Here is a 25778-nt window from a genome sequence, read left to right as displayed (position 1 = left end):
GATAACGATTTCATGGAGCTCTCCCGGAGCTTCGCATCGCGCATGACGCCTTCATCCCCACGTGCCCAGCAGCACGCCACCCGTGCCGCCTTCTTCATTCCCGGCTTCGCCACCGCCGCGTGGGCGCCGATGGTGCCCTACGCAAAGGCCAAGGCCGGGCTGTCCGACGCCAGTCTCGGCGCCGTGCTGCTGTGCCTCGGGCTGGGTTCGTTGCTGGCGATGCCACTGGCAGGTGCGCTGACCGGGCGACTGGGATGCCGTCGGGTGATGGTGATCACCTGCGCGATGATGCTGGGCGCCCTGCCCTTGCTGGTGCTGGCACCCTCGCCCGTGGCGCTGGGCGCAGCGCTGTTCGTGTTCGGCGCCGGCGTCGGTGCATTGGATTGCGCGATGAACATGCAGGCCGTGGCGGTCGAGCGCGACGCCGGACGCGCGATGATGTCCGGCTTCCACGCCTTCTACAGCATCGGTGGATTCGTCGGCGCCGGCTGCATGACCGGGCTGCTGATCCTCGGCACGCCGCTGTGGCTGGCCGCGCTGCTTTCGGTGGCCGCGCTGCTGCTGGTTGCCGTGCTGTCGGCACCGCACTGGCGTCCGCAACGGATCCTGCACGAAGGCCCGCTATTGGCGCTGCCGCATGGCGTGGTCCTGTTCATCGGCGTGCTGGCCTTCGTGGTGTTCCTTGCCGAGGGCTCAATGCTGGACTGGAGTGCGGTGTTCCTGGCGGAAGTGCGGCAGGTACCGCGCGACCAGGCCGGGGCCGGCTTTGCGTTGTTCACCCTGGCGATGACCGCGATGCGCCTGTTCGGCGACGGCATCGTCGAGCGCCTCGGCCGGACCCGCACGCTGGTCATCGGCGGCATCACCGCTGCGGCGGGCTTTACCCTGGCCACGCTGGTGCCCTCGTTCCCGGTGGCGTTGGCCGGCTACGTACTGGTCGGGCTGGGCTGCGCCAACATCGTGCCGGCGCTGTTCTCGATGGCGGGCCAGCAGCGGGTGATGCCGGAGAGCATCGCCATCACCGCGGTGACCACACTGGGTTACGCCGGCATCCTCGCCGGTCCGGCAGCGATCGGCGCACTGGCGCATGCCACCAGCCTCGGTTTCGCCTTCCTGTGCGTGGCCGCGCTGCTGCTCGGCGTCGCGGCGTCTGCCCGCGCACTGGCACGACGCGTGGCCTGACAGAAAAAGGGGACGGAGGGGATTAAGTCGTTTCCCGCACACCTGGCCTGGAAACGACTTAATCCCCTCCGTCCCCTTTTTCTCAGCTGCGCGCCAGCCACTCAGCCTGGGCCGGCAGCTGCGGTGCCGGGCACGCGCTCTGCGGATGGTGCTCGTCGCGCGCCATCCAGTCATCGACCACGCCCGCCAGCAGGTCCAGCCGCAGCGGCAGGGTGATGTGGTCCTCGCCGCGCATTTCGATGTAGTGCGCGCGCGGATTGGCCTGGGCCAGTTCGCGGCCCTGGCTGACCGGAATGTGCTGGTCGCCCTGCCCGTGCAGCAACAGCACGCAGGCGCGGGTATCGGCCAACGCACGCGCGACGTCCACGCGGTCCAGATCGACGTCGATGCGGCGGCTGGCGGCGGCGATCACCTGGTTGATGTCCTGGCCGCCGTAGCGCCAGCGCGCGTACGACGCCACCGCCTGCGCCTTCAGGCCTTCCGGCTGGAGCCCCATCAGGTGCGGGATCATGGTGCGGATCGCCACGCCGGCATTGGCGAACGATTCCATCGCCACCACGCCTTCGACCTGGTCACCCAGCTTGTCGGCGGTGAACACCGCCGTGGCCGCACCATAGGACACACCGAACAGGTACAGGGGCCCGGTCACTTCGCCGCGCGCGCGCAGCTCGCCGATCACATCGACCACGTCATCCGACTCATAGGTGCCATAGCCGGACGGGCCGGTGCCGGACTGGCCATGGTTGCGCAGGTCGAGCGTGACCACGCGGTAGCCGGATTCGGCCAGCTGCAGCGACCATGGCAGCATCGAATCACCGTTCATCATCCACCCATGCAGCAGCACCACGGTGCCGCGCGGCGCCTGCGCGCGGAACGGCTGCGGCACGGCCAGGCTCAGGCCGGTATCCAGCGGCAGGCCGTTCTCGTGGCGCTGCGGCAGGTAGCGGTAACGCGCGCCGTAGTCGCCCGGATCGAATACGCGCCAGAAGATCGGCACGCCATCGCGGCCCGCCGCGAAGCCATGGCGGTTGGGCAGTTCGGCGATGGCCGCGGCGATGCGCGGACGATCGAGCAGGGTCGACACGCCGCCCGGCGCGATCAGCTGATCGGCGAGTGAGGTGGACGAGGCGTTGATCGAGGATGAGCATGCGGCCAGCCACAGGCCGGCGCACGCCAGCAACAACAGCAGCAGGCGCTTCATATCACGTCATAGGGGTGAATCAGACAGATTGGGACGGTAACGCCCAATAGACCGGCCATCTATCGCGCACGGATGACGGCTTGATGACAACGCAGGAACGATTCAGTTTGGTGTAAAAGCTGTATCCGTTCAGTCATTGATCCGGATCAATGAACGCGCGCCCGGGAGTGCCCACAGTGCCGCCATGCGCATCTCGTTCAAGCTCGCCATTGCCCTGGCCGCCACGGTGGCCGCCGCCTACGGCATCGCCCGCAGCACGCCCTACTGGTTCGCACCGCGACAGACCGCGCAGGTCGACATCCACGACCCAGCGCTGATCGCGCAGGGGCGCTACCTGGCACGTGCCGCCGACTGCGCGGCCTGCCACACCGCGCCGGGCGGCAAGCCGTTCGCCGGTGGCCTGGGCATGCAGACGCCGATGGGCACGATCTATTCGACCAACATCACCCCCGATCCGGACTCCGGCATTGGTGCCTACGACTACGCCGATTTCGAACGCGCGGTCCGCCGCGGCATCCGCCACGACGGCCAGCCGCTGTATCCGGCGATGCCGTATGCCTCGTACGTGATCGCCAGCGATGCCGAGATCAAGGCGCTGTATGCCTATTTCATGGGCTCGGTGCAGCCGGTGAAGCAAAGCAACGCCGACAGCACGATTCCATGGCCGGCCAACATGCGCTGGCCTTTGGCATGGTGGCAGCTGCTGTTCGCGCGCCCGCGCAGCTTCAACCCGGATCCGTCGCTGGATGTGGGCCAGCAGCGTGGCGCTGAGCTGGTTGAGGGCCTGGCCCACTGCGGCGCCTGTCATACACCACGTGGGCTGGCGTTCCAGGAGAAGGCGATGGCCGACGATGGCAGCCGCCAGTTCCTGTCCGGCTCGGTGCTGGAAGGCTGGTATGCGAAGAACCTGCGCAATGAATCGACCGGCCTGGCCAGCTGGAGCGAGGGCGAGATCGTCGACTTCCTGCGCACCGGGCGCACCGATCGATCGGCAGCCTTCGGTGGCATGGCCGACGTGGTCGAGCACAGCACGCAGTACCTGTCCGACGCTGACCTGCTGGCCATGGCGCGCTACCTGAAGCAGCTGCCGGCGCGTGAGGGACGCAGTGCGCAGTGGTCGCCTGGTACCGACACCACCACCGCCGCGCTGCGTAGTGGCGACTATCGCGTGGCCGGTTCGCTGGCCTATGCCGAGCACTGCCAGGCCTGCCACCGTGCCGACGGGCGCGGCATGCCACGCGTCTATCCGGCCCTGGCCGGCAACTCGATCGTGTTCGCCGACGACCCCAGTTCGCTGGTGCAGGTGACCCTGATCGGGGGTCGCACCCCGCATACCCCGCACGACCGCATGGCCTTCACCATGCCCGGCTTCGAGCAGCTGCCGAACGCGCAGCTGGCACAGATCCTGACCTTCATCCGCAGCAGCTGGGGCAACCAGGCCAGCGCGGTGAGCGAGGTCGAGGTGGCACGCATGCGCCGGGTGGTGCGTGACAAGCCGGTGCACTTCGTTCCGCAGGAGGCCGCACGATGAAGCGTTCGCGCAAACGTTCCCGCCTGCTGCTCGGTAGTGCGATCACCGTGGTGCTGCTGGCCGGTGCGGGCACCCTCGCCTATCGTCACCTGCACCCGGGCCTGGATGCCGCCGTAGCCAGTACGATCGATATCCTCGATGCACAGGGCAAGTTGGTCGCCCACTACCACGCGCCCAGTGCCGAGGAGATCGCCGGACTGGGCAATGCCGAATCGGTGATGCTCGGCCGGCGCATCCTCAACGAGACCGCGCGCCTGCTTCCGGACAACGTCGGCAACGATCTGAACTGCAATTCGTGCCACATGGCCGAGGGCAAGCGACCGTTCGGCAATCACTACTTCAATACCGGCGGCGGTGCCTATCCGCGCTACATGCCGCGCCCGGGCAAGGTGATCGGGCTGACCGAGCGCATCAATGGCTGCCTGCAGCGCTCGATGAACGGCAAGCCGCTGCCGAAGGACGCACCGCAGATGCGCGCGATGCTCGACTACATGGCGTGGCTGAGCAGCCCGGTGCCAGAGGGTGCAAAAGTGGCCGCGCCCAGTGAGGGCCCCATCGACAGCACGCTGACTCCGGACCCGGTCCGCGGCCAGGCGCTGTATGCCGTGCAGTGCGCCGCCTGCCATGGCGACAACGGCGAAGGCCGACGCGATGCCAGCGGCGACATCGCCTTCCCGCCGCTGTGGGGCGACCACAGCTTCAACATCGGTGCCGGCATGGCGCGCCTGTACAAGGCGGCCGGTTTCATCAAGCACAACATGCCACCGGCAGTGACCCGCGCACCGCCGCTGGGGCAGCAGGTGATGCCGGACCAGGATGCGGTGGACATCGCCGGCTATTTCATCAACCAGCCGCGGCCGGACTTCGCCAACAAGGGCAAGGACTGGCCGCGTGACCCGAAGCCCAAGGACGCACGGTACTGAAGCAGGCGGCGGGTGCCGGCCGTCGCACAACACGATTCCTGCATCGCCACGTCATGCCGATGTCATTGGCGCTGCCGACACTCCGGGGCTTCCCTCCTCTGAAGGTCCGGTCTCGATGCGAACGTCTGCGCGCTTTCCCCGTGTCTCGCTGCTTGCCCTGCTGATCGCTCCCGCACTGGACGCCCTGGCCGAAGCACCGCAGGGCGATGCCGCTGAAGCGCGCAGCAGTGGGGCCCGCACCCTCGACCAGGTGCAGGTGATCGGCCAGGCCACCAGCTATGCCAAGACTTCCGTGCGTGCGGAAACGCTGAACCGGCAGACCGTGATGAGCAGCGTCAACGACGCGCTCAACGAAGTGCCCGGCGTGGTGGTCAGCGAGGCCGATGCCACCGGCTCGTCGGTGTGGGGCACGCAGATCAGCATGCGTGGCTTCGTCACCAACCGTGATACCCAGCAGATCGGCACCACCATCGACGGCCTGCCCAATGGTGGCTCGGGTTACGGCGGCGGCTCGCTGGCCAACCGCTACATCGACACCCTCGACCTGGAAACGGTGGAAGTCAGCCAAGGCACTGCCGATATCTCCTCGCGCTCGAACGAGGCCCTGGGCGGCACGCTCAACTTCCTCACCAGCGATCCGCTGCAGGACAGCCGCCTGCGCTTCGTGGTCGGCGCCGGTGACAACGAGGCACGCAAGTACTACGTGCGCTACGACACCGGCCTGCTCGGCGGCCACACCCGCGCCTGGGTCAGTGCCTCGTCGGCGCGCGTGCATGACTGGATCGATGGCAGCGGCAAGACCAGCAATGACCACATCGCCGGCAAGTTCATCACCGAACTGGATCGCTGGACCCTGACCGGCTACCTGTCCTACAACGATGCGGACGAGCCGGAGTACACCAGCGTCTCACCGAAGGGCTTCGCGACCAATCCGGATCGCGACAACCTGGTCGGTACCCTCACCGGCATTCCCTACCTGGACCAGAACTACCGTTCCGGCTCGCGTGCGCTGCGCGAGAACACCTTCGGCTACCTGCGCGCGGCCTTCGACGGTGGCAACGGCTTCAAGGCCTCGGTGGCCGCCTACGGGCACCGCATGCAAGGCCGCGGCGACTGGCTGCCACCGTACCTGGCGCAGGTCAGCGATGACGGAGCCGGTCGCCCGGAGTCGGAATACCTCGGTGGCAAGACCGTGTACGGCGGCAGCAACCGTGGCCAGATTTTCTTCGTCAATCCCGATGGCAGTGCAGCGCAGCGCCTGGCCAGCTGCAGCCCGCGCCTGGGCTTCACCGCCGAGTACGATCCGAACTGCTACGCCGGCAACGTGCTGGGCGCGCAGTCGTATCGCCACACCCACTACGACAACGACCGCATGGGCGTTACCGCCGACGTCGAATGGCGCCAGACTTTCGGCGCAGTCGACAACACGATCCGCGGCGGCCTGTGGGTGGAGAAGCTGGACCGTTCGGCACGCCGCGACTGGCATCGCCTGCTCAACGTCGGCCAGGACATCGCCTTCGACCACCAGCCGTACTGGGTACAGTTCGAGGACAAGTACAAGGTCGACGAACAGATGTACTACGTCGAGGACGTGGCCCGCTTCGGCCCGTTCAGCGCGCGCCTCGGCGTGAAGCAGTTCTTCGTGGACCAGTCGCGCCGCCGCGTGATCGGTGCCAGCGAGCACGTCACATCCGACTCCAGGTCCGATCCGCTGCTGTCCACCGGCTTCACCTGGGCGCCCGGCGTGGAAGGCATGGAGCTGTTCGCGGGCTTCTCGCAGAACTTCGCCGCCATCCCCTCCGGCGTGCTCGGCGAGACCGACCCGCAGCGCTTCCGCAACGTCGAGCCGGAGACCGCCGACAACATTGAAATGGGCATGCGCATCAGCCGCTGGCCCCTGACCGCCTCGGTCACGCTGTACAACATCAAGTTCGACAACCGCATCGTCTACCTGCCGGCCGGCTTCGTCAGCGGCATCGACTACCTGGGCGAGACCGACGGCGTCTACGAGAACTTCGGCGGCGTGGAAAGCAACGGCCTGGAAGCGGCGTTCGGTTACGGTTGGGACAACGGCTGGCGCCTCAACGCCGCCTACACCTACAACCGCTCCAAGTACCTGGGCAGCGGTGATGCCGCGCGCGATACCCAGCTGGGCATCGTCGACGGCGCCAAGGTGATCGGCCAGCCCGAACAGACCCTCGTACTCTCGGCGGACTGGCAGGGCGAGAACTGGAACTTCGGCCTGTCCGGCCGTTACCTGGGCACCCGCTACCTCGACGCCGCCAACGTCAACAAGCTGCCCTCGGCCACCGTGTTCAACGCGAACATCGGCTTCGACCTGCAGGGCCTGTCGCCGCGCCTGAAGGGCATGGGTGCCAACCTGGTGGTGAGCAACCTCACCGACAAGCGGTATCTTGCGGGGGTGGACGGCCGCGACAACGCCTTCATCGGCGCTCCGCGCACCGTCGGCATCTCCTTCCGTGTGGACCTGTGAGTGAGCCCGTGACCGATATCGGCCGACGCCGGTTGTTGCAGGCCGGCGTTGCCGCCGGCCTTTCCCCGCTGCTGCCCAGCATCGCCCGGGCCGCCGCGATCGCCCCCGCCGCGCAAACCCGCAGCCTGGAAGACCTGCAGCACATCGTGGTGTTCATGCAGGAGAACCGTTCGTTCGACCACTACTTCGGCACGCTGCCGGGCGTGCGGGGTTTCGGCGATCGCTTCGTCGCTCCGGCGCAGGCACTGCAGGCCGGCGCCCGCGCGCGCAGCCTGTGGCTGCAGCCCGATGCCAGCGGCAAGCGCGCGATCGCGCCGTTCCCGCTGGATACCGCCGCGCACTTCGGCTACATGCGCGTGGAAGGCACGCCGCACACCTGGCCGGATGCACAGCGGGCCTGGGACCACGGACGCATGGGGCAATGGCCGAAAGCCAAGCAGAACCACTCGATGGGCTACTTCCAGCGCAGCGACCTGCCCTTCCAGTTCGCCCTGGCCGATGCCTTCACCATCTGTGACGCCTACCACTGCGCGATGCAGGCCGGAACCAACCCGAACCGGGTGTTCCTGTGGACCGGCCACAACGATGCTGCCGCCCGCGCCGGCGGCCCGGTGATCGCCAACTCGCACGACAACTTCCCCGAGCACGGCGGGCATCCTGCGTCGTACCGCTGGGCCAGCTATGTCGAACGCCTGCAGAAGGCGGGGGTATCCTGGCAGATCTACCAGGACATGGCCGACAACTTCACCGACAACCCGCTGGCCGGCTTCGAGGCGTTCCGCCAGGCCTACCGCGCTGCGCCGGGGCATGACCCGCAGCTACGCGCACGCGGGGTCAGCACGCGTGGCCTGGCGCAGCTGCGCCAGGACGTCATCGACGGACGCCTGCCGCAGGTCAGCTTCATCATCGCCGACGCGGCCGGCAGCGAGCATCCCGGCCCCTCCAGCCCGGCCCAGGGCGCGGCCTATACCGCACGCGTGCTGGATGCACTGACCGCCGATCCGCAGGTGTGGAGCCGCACCGCCCTGCTGCTGATGTTCGACGAGAACGACGGTTTCTTCGACCACATGCCACCACCGGCACCGCCTTCGCCGGTGGACGGTGGCTGGGCGGGTGCGTCCTCGGTCAGCACTGAAGGCGAGTACCACCGCCATCCGGCACCGGGAGATGAGAAGTACGACTTCGCTGAACTGCGCGGCCGCCCGTATGGACTGGGCCCGCGCGTGCCGCTGTACGTGATCTCGCCCTGGAGCCGCGGTGGCTGGGTCGATTCGCAGGTGTACGACCACACCTCGGTCATTCGACTGATCGAACGCCGCTTTGGTGTGCCCGCGCCGGACATCTCGCCGTGGCGCCGCGCGGTCTGCGGCGACCTCAGCACTGCGTTCGACTTTGCCCAGCGCGATACCCGCCCGTTCGTCCGCGGCCTGCCCGACGTGAGCGCGGTGGCCGCACGCGCCGCTGCTTTGCCGGGGCGCACCGTGCCCGCGCTGCCAGAGGGGCTGAAGCCAGCGAAACAGGAAAGCGGTGTACGCCCGGCGCGCGCCCTTCCCTATCGACCGCAGGCATCGATTGCTGCGGTCGACGTCGCGGGCGTTGACCTGGCGTTGTCCTGCGAGGGCGCAGCGGCAGTGCTGCATGTCTACGATCGGCTGCGGCTGGAGGCGGTGCCGCGCCGTTACACGCTGCTGCCGGGCATGCCGCTGCGCGAGCGTTGGCCGCTGGACGCCCAGGGCCGCTATGACCTGTGGCTGCTCGGTCCGAACGGCTTCCACCGCCACTTCCAGGGTGCGGCCAAGGCTCCTGCCGTGCAGGCTTCAATTGATCGCGCGGATGGCCAGCTGCGGCTGCACCTGCGCAATCTGGGTGACAGTGCACAGCAGGTGCGCGTGCATGGCGGCGCCTATGCAGGACACATGCCCGAACAGACATTGGCGCTGCCCGCACATGCGCAGACTTCATTGGCGTGGGATGCAACGCCTACCGCCGGCTGGTATGACCTGCGCATCAGCGCGGGTGGGAGTGTGCTGCGTTTGGCCGGCCGCGCCGAGGATGGTCGCCCCGGCACCAGTGACCCGGCGATGGGCACCGAACCGCTGCGGTTCGAGCACGATTGAAGAATCCCTAAAGAGCCGAGCCCATGCTCGGCTGCTTTCGCCCCGGTCGCATTGCCCCGAAAGAAGCAGCCGAGCGTGGGCTCGGCTCTACAGCGCAGACCGCTAGATTCAGGCCTCCTGCAGCCCCGGCCGGCCGTGCTCCACCGCGTAGCGCTTCCAGCTCTGCACGGTACCGTTCGGTCGCATCACCGTATCCAGCGTCTTCATGTCGCCGATCCACGCATCAGGGGTGACATCGCACAGCACATAGCCACGCTTGTCGGTGGTCGCCTTCAGATTGGGGCTGTGCGCAAGCTGGTTGCGGGCGTAAGCGTCCATGCCCTGGCCATCGGCCCCCGAAGTGATCGAAGTGGCAAGGAACTCGCTGGAGACCACGCCCGAATCACGATGGTCCTGCACCAGGTCGCTGGCGTAATGCCGGTGCGCGTCGCCACAGGCGGTCACCACGTTGCCGAAGCCGACCTTCTGGATGTGGTCGAGCAGGCGCCGGCGGCTGTCCAGGTAACCCGACCATTGGTCATCGGACGACTGCACCACGCCGTCCTTCTCGCGCATGTAGTTGCCCAGCGCTACCTGGTGGGCGATGGTGTGCCAACGCGGTGCGGCATCGGCCAGGCCATCGAACAGCCAGCGCTCCTGCTTCGCACCGACAATGCTGCGCTCCGGCGATTCCACGTCCTCACGCAGCGCCATGTTCACCTGCTTGCTGCGGTACTGGCGTGTGTCGAGCAGGTGCAGGTCCATCAGCGTTCCGTAGCGTGCGCGCCGGTACAGCTGCATGTGGCCATCGCGCGGGAATGCCGAACGGCGCAGCGGCATGTTCTCGTAGTAGGCCTGGAACGCCTGTGCGCGCCGCAGCAGGAACACTTCGCTGGGCGTATCGTCCTGGTCTTCGGCGCCGGCCCAGTTGTTGTCCACTTCATGGTCATCGAAAGTGACGAACCACGGTGCCGACGCATGCGCGGCCTGCAGGTCGGCATCGCTCTTGTACTGGGCGTAGCGGCGGCGGTAATCATCCAGCGTGTAGGTCTGCGGGCCGACGTGGTTGCGCAGGTTGGTGAACGGCTGGCCGTTCATCTTCCGCAGGCCAGGCTGGCTTTCACCTTCGTAGATGTAATCACCGTAGTGGAAGACGAAATCCAGCGGCTCCTCGGCGATGCGCCGCCACGCGGTGTAGTGGCCTTCTTCGTAGTGCTGGCAGCCGGCCACCACAAAGCGCACGCGATCCACCGCTGCCGCGGCTGCCGGCAGCGTGCGGGTACAACCGACTGCACTGGCGTGGCCACCCACGGTAAAGCGGTACCAGTAGGGCCGTCCGGGCGCCAATCCTTCCAGTTCCACGTGCACCGCGTGCCCGAGTTCGGGATGCGCGAGCGCCGAACCCTGGCGTACCACCTTGCGCATGCCTTCGTCCGCTGCCAGCTGCCATTCGACCACCATCGGCCGGGTCGGCATGCCACCGCCGAACACCAGCGGCTCGGTCGCCAGCCGCGTCCACAGCACCATGCCGTCGGCCGTGGGATCACCCGAGGCAACGCCCAGGGTGAAGGGCGTGCTGGCAAAGCGCGGCTTGGCCAGCAGGTTGCGCGGGTTCAGCGTGGTGGCATCGGCCTGCGCGGCCAGCGCGCGTGCCGTGCCCATCCAGGCGCCGGCAGCGGACAGGCCGGCCAGGGCCAGGAATCGCCTGCGATTGATCGTCTCCACGGCTGTGCCCTCAGTTGTAGATGATGTGGAAGTAGAAGAAGCGGCCGTAGTCGTCGATCTCGGTACGGAAGCGCCCGTTCGGGCCGGTGCTGTAGGTCGGCTGGGTGTTGAACAGGTTCTTGGCTTCGTACTTCAGCGTCACGTGCCTGCTGACCTTGTGGCTGAAGGCCATGTTGAAGGTCATGTACGGGTCGTAATACGAATCCAGCCACTGGGTGTCGCCGAAGTCGACCAGCATCCGGCTGCGGTAGGTTCCGGACAGGCGCAGTTGCGAGTTCTTCCACGGCATGCGCCAGATCACCGAACCATTGAGCGACCAGTCCGGCTGGTACAGCAGCCGGTCCAGGCGTCGCTCGGTGCCATCGGTGATGCGGTAGTTGGTCCTGCCTTCCAGCCGCGTGGCGTTGAAGTACATGTCGAAGCGCTGGCGGCCCCATTGCAGGTTGCGGTTGGCCACCGCGAACTCGACGCCGCGCAGCCTGGACTCATCGGTGTTCATCGGTTGGGTCACCCGGTAACGGGTATCGCCCACGTTCTCGAAGGTGGTCAGGGTGTAGATGTCGTCCTTGATTACCTTGTCGAACAACGCCACCGAGACCAGGCCGTTGTTGCCGTTGAAGTACAGGTCCCATGCAAGGTCGATGTTGGTGGAACGGCGCGGCTGCAGGTTCGCATTGCCCTGCTTGATGGTGCAGAAGCCCCTGCCCTCCTCGTCATCGCCACAGCTGGTGCTGGTGGCCTGGGCAATGTTGCTCGGCGTCGGCCGGCCCAGCGTGCGGCTGGCGGAGAAGCGCAGGCGCTGGTCCTCGCTCAGCTTGAACGTCGCATTCAACGAGGGCAACAGGTTGTTGTAGCCACCGCTCGTGTTGCGGAAGGCGGAGGTATAGGTGGTGCCGCCATCATTACTGAACGGGCTGTAGGCATCGAAGCGGGTGTGGTCATAGCGCAGGCCACCGATCAGCAGCAGCCGGTCCCAGGCGTAGTGCGCGGACACGTACGCATTGGTGATGTCCTCCACGTACTTGTAGTCACTGGTGAAGTTGGCATTCGGATACGCCGCATTGTTGTTGCCCAGTTTCGGTAGCAGTTCCTCGTTCCACTTGCGGTTGTCAATCAGCGGGAAGCCCGGCACGCTGCCCAGCAGCGTCGATCCCGGATACAGGTAATCGTTGAGCGTGGCGCTGCTCTTGAAGTAGTCGAAGTCGATGTCCTGCCAGATCTTCAGGTGGCGGTATTCGGCGCCGGTGGCCAGGCCGAAGCCACGCGCATCGGCGTCGATGTTGTAGCTGAAGTCGGCGCGCAGGTTGTCGATGCTCTCCTTGGCATCGCGCGGGGAGACATAGGCCTGCGCCGGATTGAGCTTGAACGCCGAGCTGGTCAACAGGCTGGAATCGGACACCGCTACCGCGTTGGGGAAACCGTGGCTGTCGTTCTCGTAGTCGACGAACAGGCTGCTTGGGTAGGCGCGCACACCCCAGTAGACCTGGTTGTTGTGGAAAGTCTCTTCGGTATGGCCGCCACGCAGGCTCAGCCGCGAACGGTCGCCGATGTCCCAGTTGAAGCTGGCGATGGCGCCACGGTTGCTGCGGTCCCAGCGGTCGTGGCGGTTCTTGATGTAGATGCTGTTGATCTGGGTGGTGCCGCTGTCCTCGGTCTGGTTGCGGATCGGAAACTTGGCGTTGCCGTACAGATCGGTCTTGTTCATCGTCGAGTTCTCGTAGAACCGGTACGAGTACAGCAGCAGCGATGCGTAGAACGGATCGTCCGACGGCTTCCATTCCAGCTTGGCCGAGCCGCCGAAGTTGGTGATGAAGTTGGTGTAGGTGCCGGTGCTGAAATTGCCGGGCGCACGCAGCCCGTTCCAACCCTTGGCCTCATCCGGCCCGGTGGTGCCGTCGGTGAGGTACTTGCCGGCGTCGTTGTAGTAGTAGTTCGACTCCACCCAGCGCTTGACGCTGTTGCGCGAACGCTGCTCATAGCGTGCCACCGCAACGATGCCGAACTCCTGCCCGGCGCCGAACTGGTTGGAGAACACCATCTTGGCGCTCTTGCCGAAGTGGCCCAGGGTTTCGTGGTTGCCGCCAGCGCTGCGCTCGACGTTGGTCTCGGCCGTGGAATAGATACCTGCCACGTCGGCAAACACGTACTTGCCGGACCGGTCGAAGGCACTGCGGCTGATGATGTCGATCACGCCGCCGATCGCATCCGGTGCCTGCTCCGCACTGAAGCTCTTGTAGATGTCGGTACGGGTGCCGATGTCGCTGGGAATCAGCTGCAGGTTGTTCATGCGTTCGCCGGAGCCACTGCCACCCACGCTGGCAATCGCGATGCCATCGATGGTGGTGTAGTTGAGATTGGCCTGTACGCCGCGCACCGTCACGTAACGTGGCTCGCCGGCATCCTCCACCGCACTCAGGCCTGGAGCGGCCATCAGGCTCTCGGCCAGGGTCTCGTCGCCGTAGCTGTCCATTTCGTCGTAGACCACCGAATCCTTGATCACCGGTGAGGTCTTCTTCTGGTCGATCACCTCGTGCGCGGCAATCACCTTCACCGTGTCCAGGGTCGGCGCCACCACCGCCTCGGCCTCGCGCGGCTTCGGTGCTCCGGGGTTCGGCGCGTTGCGTACCGGTGCCGGATCGATGGCGATGACATTGCCATCCACCACGGTGTAGCCCAGACCGGTACCGGCCAGCAGTGCATCCAGCGCCTGCCTGACGGTGGCACCGCGCGGCACCGCACCGGCCATGCGGGCATCGCCATCGGCCGAGTACAGGAACTGCACCCCGGAACTGCGTGACAACTGCTCCAGTGCACGCGCCAACGGCTGTGCCGCGATCGGCGTGGACACACGCGCCTCCAGGCCATCGGCGGCGGCGGCGAAGGCCAATGGCATGCTGCCGGGAGACAGGGCGAGGATGATCGACAGGTAGAGCGTGTTGCGCATCACGGGTCCTTGGAAGAGAGAAGGCAGCAGGCGCCGCTGCGCGGATCGGCAGCGGCTTCTCCCAAGTAAGAGCCCGCATCCACCAAAGTGGAGAACGCGGATTCAATGAATTTTTTCTGACAGTCCACGGCCACCTCGGCCTCAGCGGCTGCCAACCCGCACTGTGTCGCCCTCGCGGCTCACCACGAAGCGCGGGTCACGTTCGAGGAAGGCCTGCAGCGCACCGATGCGATGCGCATCGAGGCTGCCGGACAACCGTGCCGATGCCGCGCCCTCGTCCAGCACGCGCACCTGCACCTGGTTGTGCCGGTTGAAGGCAGCAGCCACTTCGTCCAAGCGTTCGTCAAGGAAGGACACTTTGCGCTGCTGCCAGTCCAGCAGCATCGACAGTGGCATGTCCAAGGACTCCACCGCATGGCTGCGCGCGTCGACCTGCACCACCCGGCCCTGCCCCAACTGGGCCAGGCGGCGGGCACCCGCGCCTTGGCTCCAGACCTCGACCTCGCCGGAAACCACACCGATGCGCGTGCTCTGCAGGCGTCGCGACACGTCGAAGACTGTGCCGATGTCCCGGATCTCCAGGCCGTTCACCTGCACCTGGAACGGGCGGCGGTCGCGTGCGATGTCGAACGTCGCCTCGCCCTGCAGCAGTTCCGCCTTGCGACTGAACCAGCCCATGCGTACCCGCAGGCGGCTGTCCGCGTTGAGCCGCACCTGTGTCCGGTCAGGCAGCACCAGGTCACGCAGTTCACCGTGGTCGGCGCTGTACAGCTGTTCGGTGGGCATCAGCTGCGGAACCAGGCCCACGCCGAGCAGGGCGATGCAGGCTGCGGCAGCCATCACCCACCCGCGCGTGCGGCGGCGCAGCGGCGCGGCGTGCGGCGCGGCGGGGGCACTATCGAACAGAGGCACCACTTTGGCGGCCGCCTGCCGTGGCGGCGCCGGCGCCTCTTCCGGCAACGGCGATTGCAGTGCCTCGCCGACCTGCCGGTGCAGCGCGAGGGCGTGCATATAGGCGCGCACGTGCTCGGGCGAGCGCTTCATCCAGTCCAGGAACGCAATCCGCTCGGCATCGTCCAGCACTCCCTCGCGATTGCGCAGAAACCAGTCCATTGCCTCGCAGGCGACCGTGTCGTCGGCCATGGGCGATGCGTTCCGGTTCATGCGTGCTCCCTGGCGCCCAGCGCCTTCCTGCAGGCCTCCAGACCCTTGCCGATGTGCTTGCGCACCATGTGCACCGACACCTGCAACTGCTGGCTGACTGCCGGGCAGTCCAGCCCGTCGCGGTAATGCAGCTCCATCACCCGTCGCGTGGTCGCCGGCAGACGTGCGATGGTGCTGCGGATATCGTTCCAGCGCTGCGCGCGCTCGAACTCGCCCTCGATGTCTTCTTCGCTTTTCAGCACTTCGGCCAGCTGATCCACGTCTTCCAGCGGCGGCAGCGACAAACGCGCGCGCGCGTGCTCGCGTGCCAGGTTGGCCGCGACCGTGAACAGGTAGGCCTCCGGGTTCTCGATCGCTGCGGCATTCTCGCCGGTGGCCCGCAGCAGCCGCAGGTACACCTCCTGCGCCAGGTCCTCGGCGTCTTCGCTGGCAGAACCGCGACGCAGGAAGAAGCCACGCAGCAGCCGTCGGCGCAGCGCGTAGCTCTTCTCCCAGATCCTCACGCTGTTCACGGCCGGCCAACACCCCGAGGCTGGAAAGCCCCGCAGGGTGACGGCCATCGATGACAGTGGCGTTGCAGCAGGCGGCCATGCCAGGCACTCTCCGCCCGGCACATTCGCCCATGATACGGCGCACCCTGCCAACCCTTGCTTGCCAGAGATCCAAGCCAGGCCCGCCTATCGAAGCCGCGGGGCCGGGCCTACGCTTGCCTCCCCGGTGGCCGCGACGGTCGCCCTTCGCGTCACGGCCCCGCCATTGCGACCCCGCTCCAGTGCTGTGCGCCCTGCCGGTGTTGTCGCCCAGGCAGAGCCGGCGCCCTCTGGAGACAGTCATGAACCAAGCCCTGACCCCCTTCGATACCGACCCGCTGGAAACGCGGGAGTGGCGTGAATCGCTGGAGGCGGTGATGCAGGCCGGTGGCCGGCCACGCGCGCATTACCTGATCGACCAGCTCAGCGAGCTGGATGCGCAGCGGCACGGGGACCTGCATGCGCGCGCGTGGACCGCCTACGTCAACACCATCCCGCCGGAGCGCCAGCCGGCCTACCCGGGCGACCTGGCCATCGAGCGCCGCCTGAACGCGATGATCCGCTGGAATGCGATGGTGATGGTGCTGCGCGCCGGCAAGCACTCCAACGTCGGCGGCCACATCGCCACCTACCAGTCGGCGGCGGTGCTGTACGACGTGGGCTTCGACCACTTCTTCCGTGGCCGTACCGACACCTTTGACGGCGACATGATCTACATCCAGGGCCATTCCGCGCCGGGCATCTATGGCCGTGCGTACGTGGAAGGGCGCATCGATCCGGCACGGATGGACAACTTCCGCCGCGAAGCCGGTCGTGACGGCCTGTCTTCGTATCCACACCCGCGCCTGATGCCGGAGTTCTGGCAGTTCCCCACCGTGTCGATGGGGTTGGGCCCGCTGACCGCCGCCTACCAGGCGCGCTACATGCGTTACCTCGAGTACCGCGGCCTGAAGCAGCACCAGGACCGCAAGGTCTGGGCCTTCCTCGGCGACGGCGAGATGGACCAGCCCGAATCGCTGGCGGCGATTTCGCTGGCCGGCCGCGAGCGGCTGGACAACATCGTATTCGTGGTCAACTGCAACCTGCAGCGCCTGGACGGTCCGGTGCGCGGCAACGCCAAGGTCATCCAGGAACTGGAAGGCACGTTCCGCGCGGCCGGCTGGAACGTGATCAAGCTGATCTGGGGCAGTGGCTGGGACGACCTGCTGGCCCGCGACCATAGCGGCCTGCTGCGCCAGCGCATGATGGAATGCGTGGATGGCGACTACCAGACCTTCAAGTCGCAGAGCGGTGCTTACGTGCGCGAGCATTTCTTCGGCCGTTACCCCGAGCTGCTGGAGCTGGTCGCGCACATGAGCGATGACGACATCTGGGCGCTGGCACGTGGTGGCCACGATCCGCAGAAGGTGTACGCCGCCTACCAGCAGGCGGTGAACACCCGCGGCCGGCCGACGGTGATCCTGGCCAAGACGGTCAAGGGTTTCGGCATGGGCGAAGCCGGCGAAGGCCAGAACATCAACCACCAGCTGAAGAAGATGAGCGCCGATGCAGTACGCGCCTTCCGCGACCGCTTCAACCTGCCGGTCAGCGACGAGCAGCTGGAGGAGATGCCCTATCTGCGTCCGGAACCGGGCAGCGCCGAGGCCGCCTACTTCGCCGAACGCCGCCGCATCCAGGGTGGGCAGCTGCCGGCGCGCCTGGCCAAGGTGGATCCGCTGCCGCTGCCGCCGCTGTCGATCTTCAACACCCAGCTGCAGGGCAGTGGCGATCGCGGCCAGTCCACCACCATGGGCTTCGTGCGCATCCTCACCAGCCTGCTGAAGGACCCGGATCTGGGCAAGCTGGTGATTCCGATCGTGCCCGATGAATCGCGCACCTTCGGCATGGAAGGCCTGTTCCGCCAGATCGGCATCCACTCCTACCTGGGCCAGCTGTACACCCCGCAGGATGCCGGCCAGCTGAGCTATTACAAGGAAGCCAAGGACGGTCAGATCCTGCAGGAAGGCATCAACGAATCCGGTGCGATCTGTTCATGGATCGCCGCCGGCACCGCCTACAGCAACCACGGCCTGGCCACGATTCCGTTCTACATCTTCTATTCGATGTTTGGCCTGCAGCGCGTCGGTGACCTGGCCTGGGCCGCTGCCGACGCGCGTACCCGCGGCTTCCTGCTCGGTGCCACGTCGGGCCGCACCACGCTGATGGGCGAAGGCCTGCAGCACGATGACGGCCACAGCCACGTGCTGTCGTCGGTGATCCCGAGCTGCGTGTCCTACGACCCGACCTACAACTACGAACTGGCGGTGATCATCCACGACGGCCTGCGCCGCATGTATGTCGACCAGGAAGACATCTACTACTACATCACCGTACTCAACGAGAACTACCCGCAGCCGGCACTGCCCGAAGGCACCGAAGCCGGCATCCTGAAGGGCCTGTACCTGCTGCATCCGGCAGCCGCCGACAACGCCTTGCAGCCACGCGTGCAGCTGATGGGCAGCGGCTCGATCCTGCGCGAAGTGGAAGCCGCGGCAGACCTGCTGCAGCAGGACTTCGGCATCGCCAGCGATGTGTGGAGCGCGACCAGCCTGACCGAACTGCGCCGCGACGGGCTGTCCGCCGAGCGCTGGAACCTGCTGCATCCGGCCGAAGAACCGCGCGTGCCCTACGTGCAGCAGTGTCTGCAGGGTCATGAAGGCCCGGTGGTGGTGGCCACCGACTACATGAAGATCGTCGGCGACCAGATCCGTCCCTTCATCAACGACCGCCGCTTCACCGCATTGGGGACCGATGGCTTCGGCCGTTCCGACACGCGTGAATCGCTGCGCACGTTCTTCGAAGTGGATCGCCACTTCATCGTACTGGCGGCCCTGAAGTCGCTGGCCGACGAAGGCCGCATCGAACGCTCGCGGATGCAGGACGCGATCGACAAGTACGGCATCGACACCGGCAAGCGCGATCCGGCCGCCGCCGTGTAGGGCCGTTGCATTCACCACGCCTGTCCTGCGGGCGTGGTGAATGCAGCATCGCTACGGCATGCGCTTGAACAGGTTGGTCTGCAGGATCGGCGTACCGTCATGACCGTAGAACGCCTTGGTCTCGGTCATCGTCGCCTGGTCATCCGCCACGGTGTAGATGCGGGTGGAGGCCGGCGTGCCATGGTCCACCAGCTGCATCACCAGCGTGTTCGGCGCAGGCAGTTTCAGGTTGGCCTTGTCCGCGCCATAGGTGCCGGACAGGGCGCCGGGCGTGCCATCCAGGGCCAGCGTGCCGTCCGATTTCATGGTCTTGCCGTCGTGCAGGACGATGTCCACGTGCGAGCTCCAGCGGCCACCACCGGCGTCCTTGAACTCGAGCACCACGTGCTTCGGGCGCTGCGCTTCGGGTAGCGCAGACGTGGCGATATCCAGCGACCAGCGCCCCAGCAGGGGGGAAGGCGAAGTCTCCACTGCCAGCGCCGGAACGGCGGGGAGTGAAAGCGCAGACAACAACACAGCGGACAACAGCTTCATACGTTGCTCCGTTCCAGTGAAGAAGATTCTGCGTGACGCGTTGTGGGGCGCAGCGCCTCGGATCGTGCACAGCATCGGCGCCCGGCGCAAGGCGGGGCGCTGAACACGCGGCAACCTCATTCGCGCCCCCGCGATTTCGGTCTGGCGGCAAGGTCTCATCCGTCCTTGCCGATACAAAGAGTTACGTTATAACATTTCACTTCGCCTTCACGAGTCCTGCCATGCGTCGCCACCTGCTTGCTGCTGCCATTCTGTTCGCCGTCCACACCGCCCAGGCCGCGGACGAACCCACCCTCCCCACCCTCCAGGTCCAGGCCTCCCAGCCCTCGCGCATCGACAGCCGGGTCACCGTCGACAATCCGCAGGCGCAGAACCGCACCCTCGGCGGCCTGCTCGAACACGTCTCCGGCGTGCAGAACAGTGCTTTCGGGCCGAACGCAGGCGCCCCGGTCATCCGCAGCCTCAGCGGCAACCGCGTGCAGATCCTGCAGGACGGCCAGTCCATCCTCGGCATGAACGCGATCAGCGGCGACATCAACATTCCGTTCGATCCACTGTTCGTGCGCAGCGTCACCGTCAACAAGTCCTCGGACACGGTGCGCTATGGCGGCAATGCGATCGGCGGCAGCGTGGAGATCGATTCGGGCCTGATCTCGCGCAGCATGGAAGACGAGGACCAGTCGATGGAACTGGTCCTGCGCAAGGGCTTCAATGCCGCCGATGCGCAGGGCTTCCGCATGAACTTCAACAACCAGCGCAACCTCTCGACCAACCTGCAGGTCTCGCGCCAGCGCATCTCGCACTACGACATCCCCGGCAACAGCAAGGCCCGTGTCTGCAACACCCGACTGTTCCCGCCGGCCGGCGGCGTCAACTCGGCGCTGGCCGACAGCTGCCAGAAGGAAGCACGCGTACAGCAGATCTACAACAAGGCCTCGCAGCCTTACATCGACCAGTTCATGACCGAGAATCCTGACTGGGCCGATGGTGAATTCTCGTTCTACACCAACAACCCGACCTCGGTCTGGCAGCGCCGCACCTATATCAACCCGGTCAATCCTGCCTATGTCGCCGGCACGCCGTCATACGTGCAGAAGCAGATCAACAATGATGTGACGCCCGACTACCATCATCGGCTGGGCAACAGCCATGCGCGCAACGCGCAGGTGGCCTTCGGCTCGACCCTGTTCTTTGACCGCGGCTACGTCGGTGTCAGCATCGATGCCAAGGACAGCGAGTACGGCGTGCCGGGCTTCTCGATGCAGAACCTGTCGTTCGGTTCCAACCATGCCGATGGCCTGCCGGTGGGCGTGGTGATCAAGCAGCAGCGCTACGCGCTGGACGCCCTGCTGCGTGATCCGCTGCCGTGGTTCGAGCGCGCGGAACTCCGCGTGTCCAGGCTGGACAACACTTCAGGCGAACGGCTGGGTACCACCAGGGCAAACGACTACGATTTCGAGAGCACCCAGGCCGAGTTGCTGCTCAGCCATCAACGCGTCGGCCCGCTCAGCGGCCTGGTCGGTTTCAGCCACCAGTCGCGTGATGTCAGCGGCAGCGGCTCGCAGCGCTACCTGCCGGACGTGGACACCCGCAGCAATGCGGTATTCCTGAAGGAAACGGTGGACGTCGGCTGGATTACCTTCGATGCTGGCGTACGCCACGAACGGGTCGACCACGCACTACAGCCCAGCCGCTTCAAGACCGCGCGCAATGCCGCCAACACGAAACTGCAGGACCGCGACTACCGGCTCAACAGCTACAGCCTCGGCTCGTACGTCGAGCTCGGCCCCTTGTTCGCGGCCAAGGTCCGTTACTCATCCTCACAGCGCGCCCCGGAGATCAACGAGCTGTATGCCAGCAACGCGCACTATTCCGTGATGACACAGGAAGAAGGCAACCAGAACCTGGAACCGGAGCGCGCGAAGAACCTGGAACTGACCGGCCTGTTCCACCTCGGCGGTTTCGAGCTGTCCGCCACCGCGTACCGGATGCGGTACGAGAACTACCTCTATCTCGGCTATTCCGGCCTGCAGACCGCCAACCGCCTGCCGCTGAAGTACTGGAAGCAGACCGACACCACGGTGAAGGGCTTCGAGATCGACGCGTCGCAGGCATTGGACCTGGGCCGCTATGGCACGTTGAACGTCTCCGCCTTCGCCGACCTGGTGAAGAACAAGGCCGACCACCCGGATTCGCTGCGCGCCCACAACGACGGCGAGTATCTGCCGAACATGCCGACCAACCGCTACGGCGCCAACCTGCAGTGGCAGCGCGAAGGCTGGAAGGCACAACTGTCCAGCACCTGCTACGACGCGCAGAAGTACCTGGGTCGCAATGTCAGTGAGGAAATTCCGCTCGACGCATTCAACCTGGTCGACCTGCAGGTCAGCCGCGAACTTCCAGTGCGCAACAGCTACATCGCAGGCGTGGAAGTGTTCGTCAATGGCAGCAACCTGCTCAATGAAGAAGCGCGGCCGCACAACTCGCCGCTGAAGTACATCGCGCCCCTGCCGGGGCGGGGCTTCCAGGTCGGCGTGACGATACGGCTCTGAAGGCCGGCCATAAAGAAAAACGCCTGCAGATCGAGGATCTGCAGGCGCTTCTTTGTATCTGGCGGAGTGAGAGGGATTCGAACCCTCGATAGAGCTTTTGACCCTATACTCCCTTAGCAGGGGAGCCCCTTCGGCCACTCGGGCATCACTCCGGGGTATTCTCCGCATCTGGTGCGTTGCACCTCAGCGGGGCGTGAATCATAACGTTAATCGAGTGCGAAGGTAAAGCGTTATTCGGCAGAATTTTCGCTACCGGTGCCACCGGCTTCATCACCACGCTGGATGCGCTGGTAGATCTCTTCGCGATGCACAGCGACGTCCTTCGGCGCAGTGATGCCGATACGCACCTGGTTACCCTTGACGCCAAGCACGGTGACGCTCACCGAGTCACCGATCATCAGGGTTTCGCCGACGCGGCGAGTCAGGATCAACATTTTTGTAAGTCTCCATGGAACCGTGTGGAAGGGTATCCCCCACCGGCTTGACGCTCCGTCAAGAAGCGCTACCACGACAAAGGGAAAAGATTCGCAATGGTACCGTCAGCCGTCCCGCTCCTACAAGGAGGGGGACGGCAGGGTTCATCACAGGCGGGGGCTGACCCATTCGACGACTGCAGCCAGCGCAGTGGCAAGGGCGGGCCCGTCCTCGCCACCACCCTGGGCGAGGTCCGGGCGTCCGCCGCCCTTGCCCCCGATCTGACCGGCGATATGGGACAACAGTTCCCCGGCCTTGACTTTGCCCATTGCGCTGCCGTTCACACCCGCGACCAGGGCGGCCTTGCCGTCCTGGGCACCGGCCAGCACGATCACCGCGTCGCCCAGCTGCTGCTTCAGGCGGTCCATGGCGTCACGCAGGGCCTTGGCGTCGAAGCCCTCCAGGCGGGCAGCCAGCACCTTCACGCCGGCGACCTCGACGGCCTGGCCGGACAGGTCGGCCGTGGCACCCGCGGCGACCTTGGCCTTCACGGCCTCCAGTTCGCGTTCCAGCTGCTTCTGGCGCTGGCCGAGGGCACGGATCTTCTCGACCACGTCGGCAGCGCTGCCACCGAGCAGTTCAGCGGCCTCGGCCAGGCGGGCCTCTTCGGCGTCCACGTAGTCCAGGGCACCCTGGCCGGTAACCGCCTCGATGCGGCGCACCCCGGCGGAAACACCGCCCTCGGAGGTGATCTTGAACAGACCGATGTCGCCGGTACGGTTGACGTGGGTGCCACCGCACAGCTCGGTGGAGTAGTCACCCATCTTCAGCACGCGCACGTGCTCACCGTACTTCTCGCCGAACAGGGCCATCGCGCCGAAGTCCAGCGCTTCCTGCATGGCCATGGTGTGCACTTCAGCGGCGTTGTTGGCACGCACCTGCTGGTTGACCTTGCGCTCGATCACCGCCAGCTCTTCCGCGCTGATCGGCTGGAAGTGCGAGAAGTCGAAACGCAGGCGGTCCGGCGCGACCAGCGAGCCCTTCTGCTGCACGTGGGTGCCCAGCACTTCGCGCAGCGCGGCGTGCAGCAGGTGGGTGGCCGAGTGGTTGAGGATGGTGGCGCCACGGCGCTCGCCATCGACCTGGCCGGACAGCACATCGCCGACCTTCAGGCCGCCTTCGGACAAGGTGCCGACGTGGCCATGGAACTGGCCGGCGAACTTCTGGGTGTCCTCCACCGCCAGGCGCACGCCGTTGCCGGCCAGCACGCCGGTGTCACCGACCTGGCCGCCGGATTCGGCATAGAACGGGGTCTGGTTGGTGATGACGATGACCGAATCACCGGCATCGGCCGACTGCACCGGACGACCGTCCTTGAGCAGGGCCAGCACGCTCAGGCCGTCGGCCTGCAGGCGGTCATAGCCCAGGAACAGGGTCGGGCTCAGCGTTGCCACCAGCTCGGCCGGCAGGGTCACGCCGCCGCCGAACTTGCCGGCCGCCCGTGCGGTTTCGCGCTGCTGTTCCATCGCGGCATCGAAGCCGGCGATGTCGACGGTCAGGTCGCGCTCGCGCGCGATGTCCTGGGTCAGGTCGAGCGGGAAGCCATAAGTGTCGTACAGGCGGAACGCGTCAACGCCCGGGATCACGCCATTGCTGGCCTTGCCGGCCACGTCCTCGAAGATCTTCATGCCGGCGTCGAGGGTTTCGGCGAAACGCTCTTCTTCGGCCTGCAGCGCACGGGTGACGGTGTCCACCGCCGCCGGCAGCTCTGGATAGGCCTCGCCCATCTGCTCGACCAGGGTCGGCACCAGCTTGCTGAAGAACGGCTGGCGCACGCCCAGCATCCAGCCGTGGCGCAGGGCGCGGCGGATGATACGGCGCAGCACGTAACCGCGGCCTTCGTTGGACGGCAGCACGCCATCGACGATCAGGAACGAACAGGCACGGATGTGGTCGGCAATCACGCGCAGCGACTTGTTCTCCAGGTCGGCGGTGCCGGTCAGCTCGGAAGCCTTGCGGATCAGCGCCTGGAACAGGTCGATCTCATAGTTGGTGTGCACGTGCTGCAGGATCGCCGCCAGGCGCTCCAGGCCCATGCCGGTATCCACGCACGGTGCCGGCAGCGGCACCAGGGTGCCGTCGGGCTGGCGGTCGAACTGCATGAACACCAGGTTCCAGATCTCGATGAAACGGTCGCCGTCTTCGTCCGGGGAACCCGGGGGACCACCGGCAATATGATCACCGTGGTCGTAGAAGATCTCGGTGCACGGGCCGCAAGGACCGGTGTCGGCCATCTGCCAGAAATTGTCCGAAGCGAACGGCGCGCCCTTGTTGTCGCCGATGCGTACGATGCGCTCTTCCGGAACGCCGACCATGTCGCGCCACAGTTCGTAGGCTTCGTCGTCGGTCTGGTACACGGTGACCAGCAGGCGTTCGGCCGGCAGCTTCCAGACCTGGGTCAGCAGCTCCCAGGCCCAGGCGATCGCGTCCTTCTTGAAGTAGTCGCCGAACGACCAGTTGCCCAGCATTTCGAAGAAAGTGTGGTGGCGCGCGGTGTAGCCGACCTGGTCGAGGTCGTTGTGCTTGCCGCCCGCGCGCAGGCAGCGCTGCACGTCGGCCGCGCGCACGTAGCTGCGCTTTTCCGCGCCAAGGAACACGTCCTTGAACTGCACCATGCCGGAGTTGGTGAACAGCAGGGTCGGATCATTGCCCGGCACCAGCGGCGCCGACGGCACGATGGTGTGGCCTTTACCCTTGAAGAACTCAAGGAAGTCGCTGCGGATCTGGGATGTCGTGAATTTGGCGGATGCGTTCATTGGGGGCTGGCAGTCTGCGGGCCGGCGGACCCGGACCACCGGCCGCGTTGGCCAGGGTCGCGAGGGACCGCCGAAAACCTAAAGGGTATCAGGCCCGGCGCCGCCAGTCTCAGTCATCCGGGTCGTAGCGGGTCGCGCGGCGGATGCTGTCGCCGTCGAAGCCCCGCCGGGCCAGCAGATCGGCAGCCTTGCGCCGCTGCGTCAGGTCCTGCGGACCGGCCTCGCCAAAGCGTCGGCGGACCAGATCACGGGCGTTTTCCTGCCAGTCGCCTTCGTAGCTGTCCATCGCTGCGGCAATCGCGGCACTGTCCAGGCCATGGGTCCCCAGCTCGGCGCGGACATGGATCGGCCCATAACCGGTGTTGGCGCGCATCCTCACCAGGTTCTCGGCAAAACGGGTGTCGTCCTGCCAGCCGGCCTCGGTCAACTTGGCGACAGCGGCCTGCGCGGCTTCGTCTTCGATGCCACGGGCCGTCAGCTTGCGGGTGAGTTCCTTGCGCGAGTGCTCGCGGCGGACCAGCAGGCCCAACGCCCGTTGCACGGGGGTCTGCTCACGCGGCCGGCGCTTGCGGCCGGTCGGAATGTCTTCGGCGTCGGACATGGGTACTCCAAGGGTGGCGCCATCCGTGGCGCCCAGCCCATCCCTGGGCGATTCGAACCTGCGGGACAGGGCGACGTCACTGACGGCGCCCCC

16 protein-coding genes and 1 tRNA gene are annotated in these 25778 nt (G+C 66.2%); 7 read left to right on the top strand and 10 right to left on the bottom strand.

The window, feature by feature from the left end; genetic code table 11:
- Window positions 1-42 precede the first annotated feature (42 nt).
- A complete protein-coding gene (locus VG561_RS06890; protein WP_032957729.1) occupies window positions 43-1182 on the top strand; it encodes an MFS transporter in 1140 nt (379 codons plus the stop codon).
- Between the two features lie 82 nt (window positions 1183-1264).
- On the opposite strand, the gene VG561_RS06885 is transcribed toward VG561_RS06890, so the two are convergent.
- Window positions 1265-2383 (bottom strand): alpha/beta fold hydrolase, encoded by a 1119-nt coding sequence (locus VG561_RS06885; protein WP_014646733.1) that lies wholly within the window; start codon window positions 2381-2383, stop codon window positions 1265-1267.
- Window positions 2384-2567: 184 nt separating this feature from the next.
- Here VG561_RS06885 and VG561_RS06880 point away from each other — a divergent pair, with 184 nt between their 5' ends.
- The 4 genes from VG561_RS06880 to VG561_RS06865 all read left to right on the top strand — a co-directional run bounded on the left by VG561_RS06880 (window position 2568) and on the right by VG561_RS06865 (window position 9448).
- The gene (locus VG561_RS06880; RefSeq protein ID WP_262093292.1) at window positions 2568-3914 is read left to right on the top strand and encodes a cytochrome c; all 1347 of its coding nucleotides are present in this window, start codon (window positions 2568-2570) and stop codon (window positions 3912-3914) included.
- Window positions 3911-4837 (top strand): c-type cytochrome, encoded by a 927-nt coding sequence (locus tag VG561_RS06875; protein ID WP_134808727.1) that lies wholly within the window; start codon window positions 3911-3913, stop codon window positions 4835-4837. The genes VG561_RS06880 and VG561_RS06875 overlap by 4 nt, the downstream gene beginning before the upstream one ends.
- A 115-nt stretch (window positions 4838-4952) precedes the next feature.
- Entirely contained in the window at window positions 4953-7331 is a 2379-nt protein-coding gene (locus VG561_RS06870; RefSeq protein ID WP_262093291.1) for a TonB-dependent receptor domain-containing protein, read from the top strand.
- A gap of 8 nt (window positions 7332-7339) precedes the next feature.
- Complete coding sequence (locus tag VG561_RS06865) at window positions 7340-9448, top strand: phosphocholine-specific phospholipase C (protein WP_423179485.1); 2109 nt, start codon at window positions 7340-7342, stop codon at window positions 9446-9448.
- Between the two features lie 108 nt (window positions 9449-9556).
- Here VG561_RS06865 and VG561_RS06860 read toward each other — a convergent pair whose 3' ends face one another.
- The 4 genes from VG561_RS06860 to VG561_RS06845 form a co-directional block, all read right to left on the bottom strand.
- The gene (locus VG561_RS06860) at window positions 9557-11152 is read right to left on the bottom strand and encodes an alkaline phosphatase D family protein (protein ID WP_262093289.1); all 1596 of its coding nucleotides are present in this window, start codon (window positions 11150-11152) and stop codon (window positions 9557-9559) included.
- A gap of 10 nt (window positions 11153-11162) precedes the next feature.
- Window positions 11163-14096 (bottom strand): TonB-dependent receptor, encoded by a 2934-nt coding sequence (locus VG561_RS06855; protein ID WP_262093288.1) that lies wholly within the window; start codon window positions 14094-14096, stop codon window positions 11163-11165.
- Between the two features lie 141 nt (window positions 14097-14237).
- Window positions 14238-15260 (bottom strand): FecR family protein, encoded by a 1023-nt coding sequence (locus VG561_RS06850; protein ID WP_423179484.1) that lies wholly within the window; start codon window positions 15258-15260, stop codon window positions 14238-14240.
- Window positions 15257-15772, bottom strand: coding sequence for an RNA polymerase sigma factor (locus VG561_RS06845; protein ID WP_041863300.1), 516 nt, complete (start codon window positions 15770-15772; stop codon window positions 15257-15259). Before VG561_RS06845 ends, VG561_RS06850 begins: the two co-directional genes overlap by 4 nt.
- Before the next feature lie 320 nt (window positions 15773-16092).
- Between VG561_RS06845 and aceE the strand changes: the two genes are divergently transcribed.
- Window positions 16093-18768, top strand: coding sequence for a pyruvate dehydrogenase (acetyl-transferring), homodimeric type (gene aceE / locus VG561_RS06840; protein ID WP_126411922.1), 2676 nt, complete (start codon window positions 16093-16095; stop codon window positions 18766-18768).
- A gap of 51 nt (window positions 18769-18819) precedes the next feature.
- Here the strand turns inward: aceE and VG561_RS06835 are convergent, their stop codons facing one another.
- On the bottom strand, window positions 18820-19302 hold the full coding sequence (locus VG561_RS06835) for a hypothetical protein (protein ID WP_014646723.1): 483 nt from the start codon (window positions 19300-19302) through the stop codon (window positions 18820-18822).
- 221 nt (window positions 19303-19523) lie between these two features.
- Here VG561_RS06835 and VG561_RS06830 point away from each other — a divergent pair, with 221 nt between their 5' ends.
- The gene (locus tag VG561_RS06830) at window positions 19524-21854 is read left to right on the top strand and encodes a TonB-dependent receptor (RefSeq protein WP_423179483.1); all 2331 of its coding nucleotides are present in this window, start codon (window positions 19524-19526) and stop codon (window positions 21852-21854) included.
- A gap of 59 nt (window positions 21855-21913) precedes the next feature.
- Here the strand turns inward: VG561_RS06830 and VG561_RS06825 are convergent.
- The 4 genes from VG561_RS06825 to recX all read right to left on the bottom strand — a co-directional run bounded on the left by VG561_RS06825 (window position 21914) and on the right by recX (window position 25685).
- Window positions 21914-22006, bottom strand: a tRNA-Ser gene (locus VG561_RS06825).
- 78 nt (window positions 22007-22084) lie between these two features.
- Window positions 22085-22288: a carbon storage regulator CsrA gene (gene csrA, locus VG561_RS06820; RefSeq protein WP_004152909.1), complete on the bottom strand. Its 204-nt coding sequence runs from the start codon at window positions 22286-22288 to the stop codon at window positions 22085-22087.
- Between the two features lie 147 nt (window positions 22289-22435).
- Window positions 22436-25084: an alanine--tRNA ligase gene (alaS, locus tag VG561_RS06815; protein ID WP_014646721.1), complete on the bottom strand. Its 2649-nt coding sequence runs from the start codon at window positions 25082-25084 to the stop codon at window positions 22436-22438.
- A gap of 109 nt (window positions 25085-25193) precedes the next feature.
- Window positions 25194-25685 carry a recombination regulator RecX gene (gene recX / locus VG561_RS06810; protein WP_005409024.1) on the bottom strand — a complete coding sequence of 164 codons (492 nt, stop codon included), beginning with the start codon at window positions 25683-25685 and terminating at the stop codon, window positions 25194-25196.
- Window positions 25686-25778 lie beyond the last annotated feature (93 nt).

The organism is Stenotrophomonas sp. CASM110 (genome assembly GCF_049384345.1).
GTDB classification, from domain to species: domain Bacteria; phylum Pseudomonadota; class Gammaproteobacteria; order Xanthomonadales; family Xanthomonadaceae; genus Stenotrophomonas; species Stenotrophomonas muris.
This window is presented reverse-complemented; position numbering and strand designations above follow the sequence as displayed.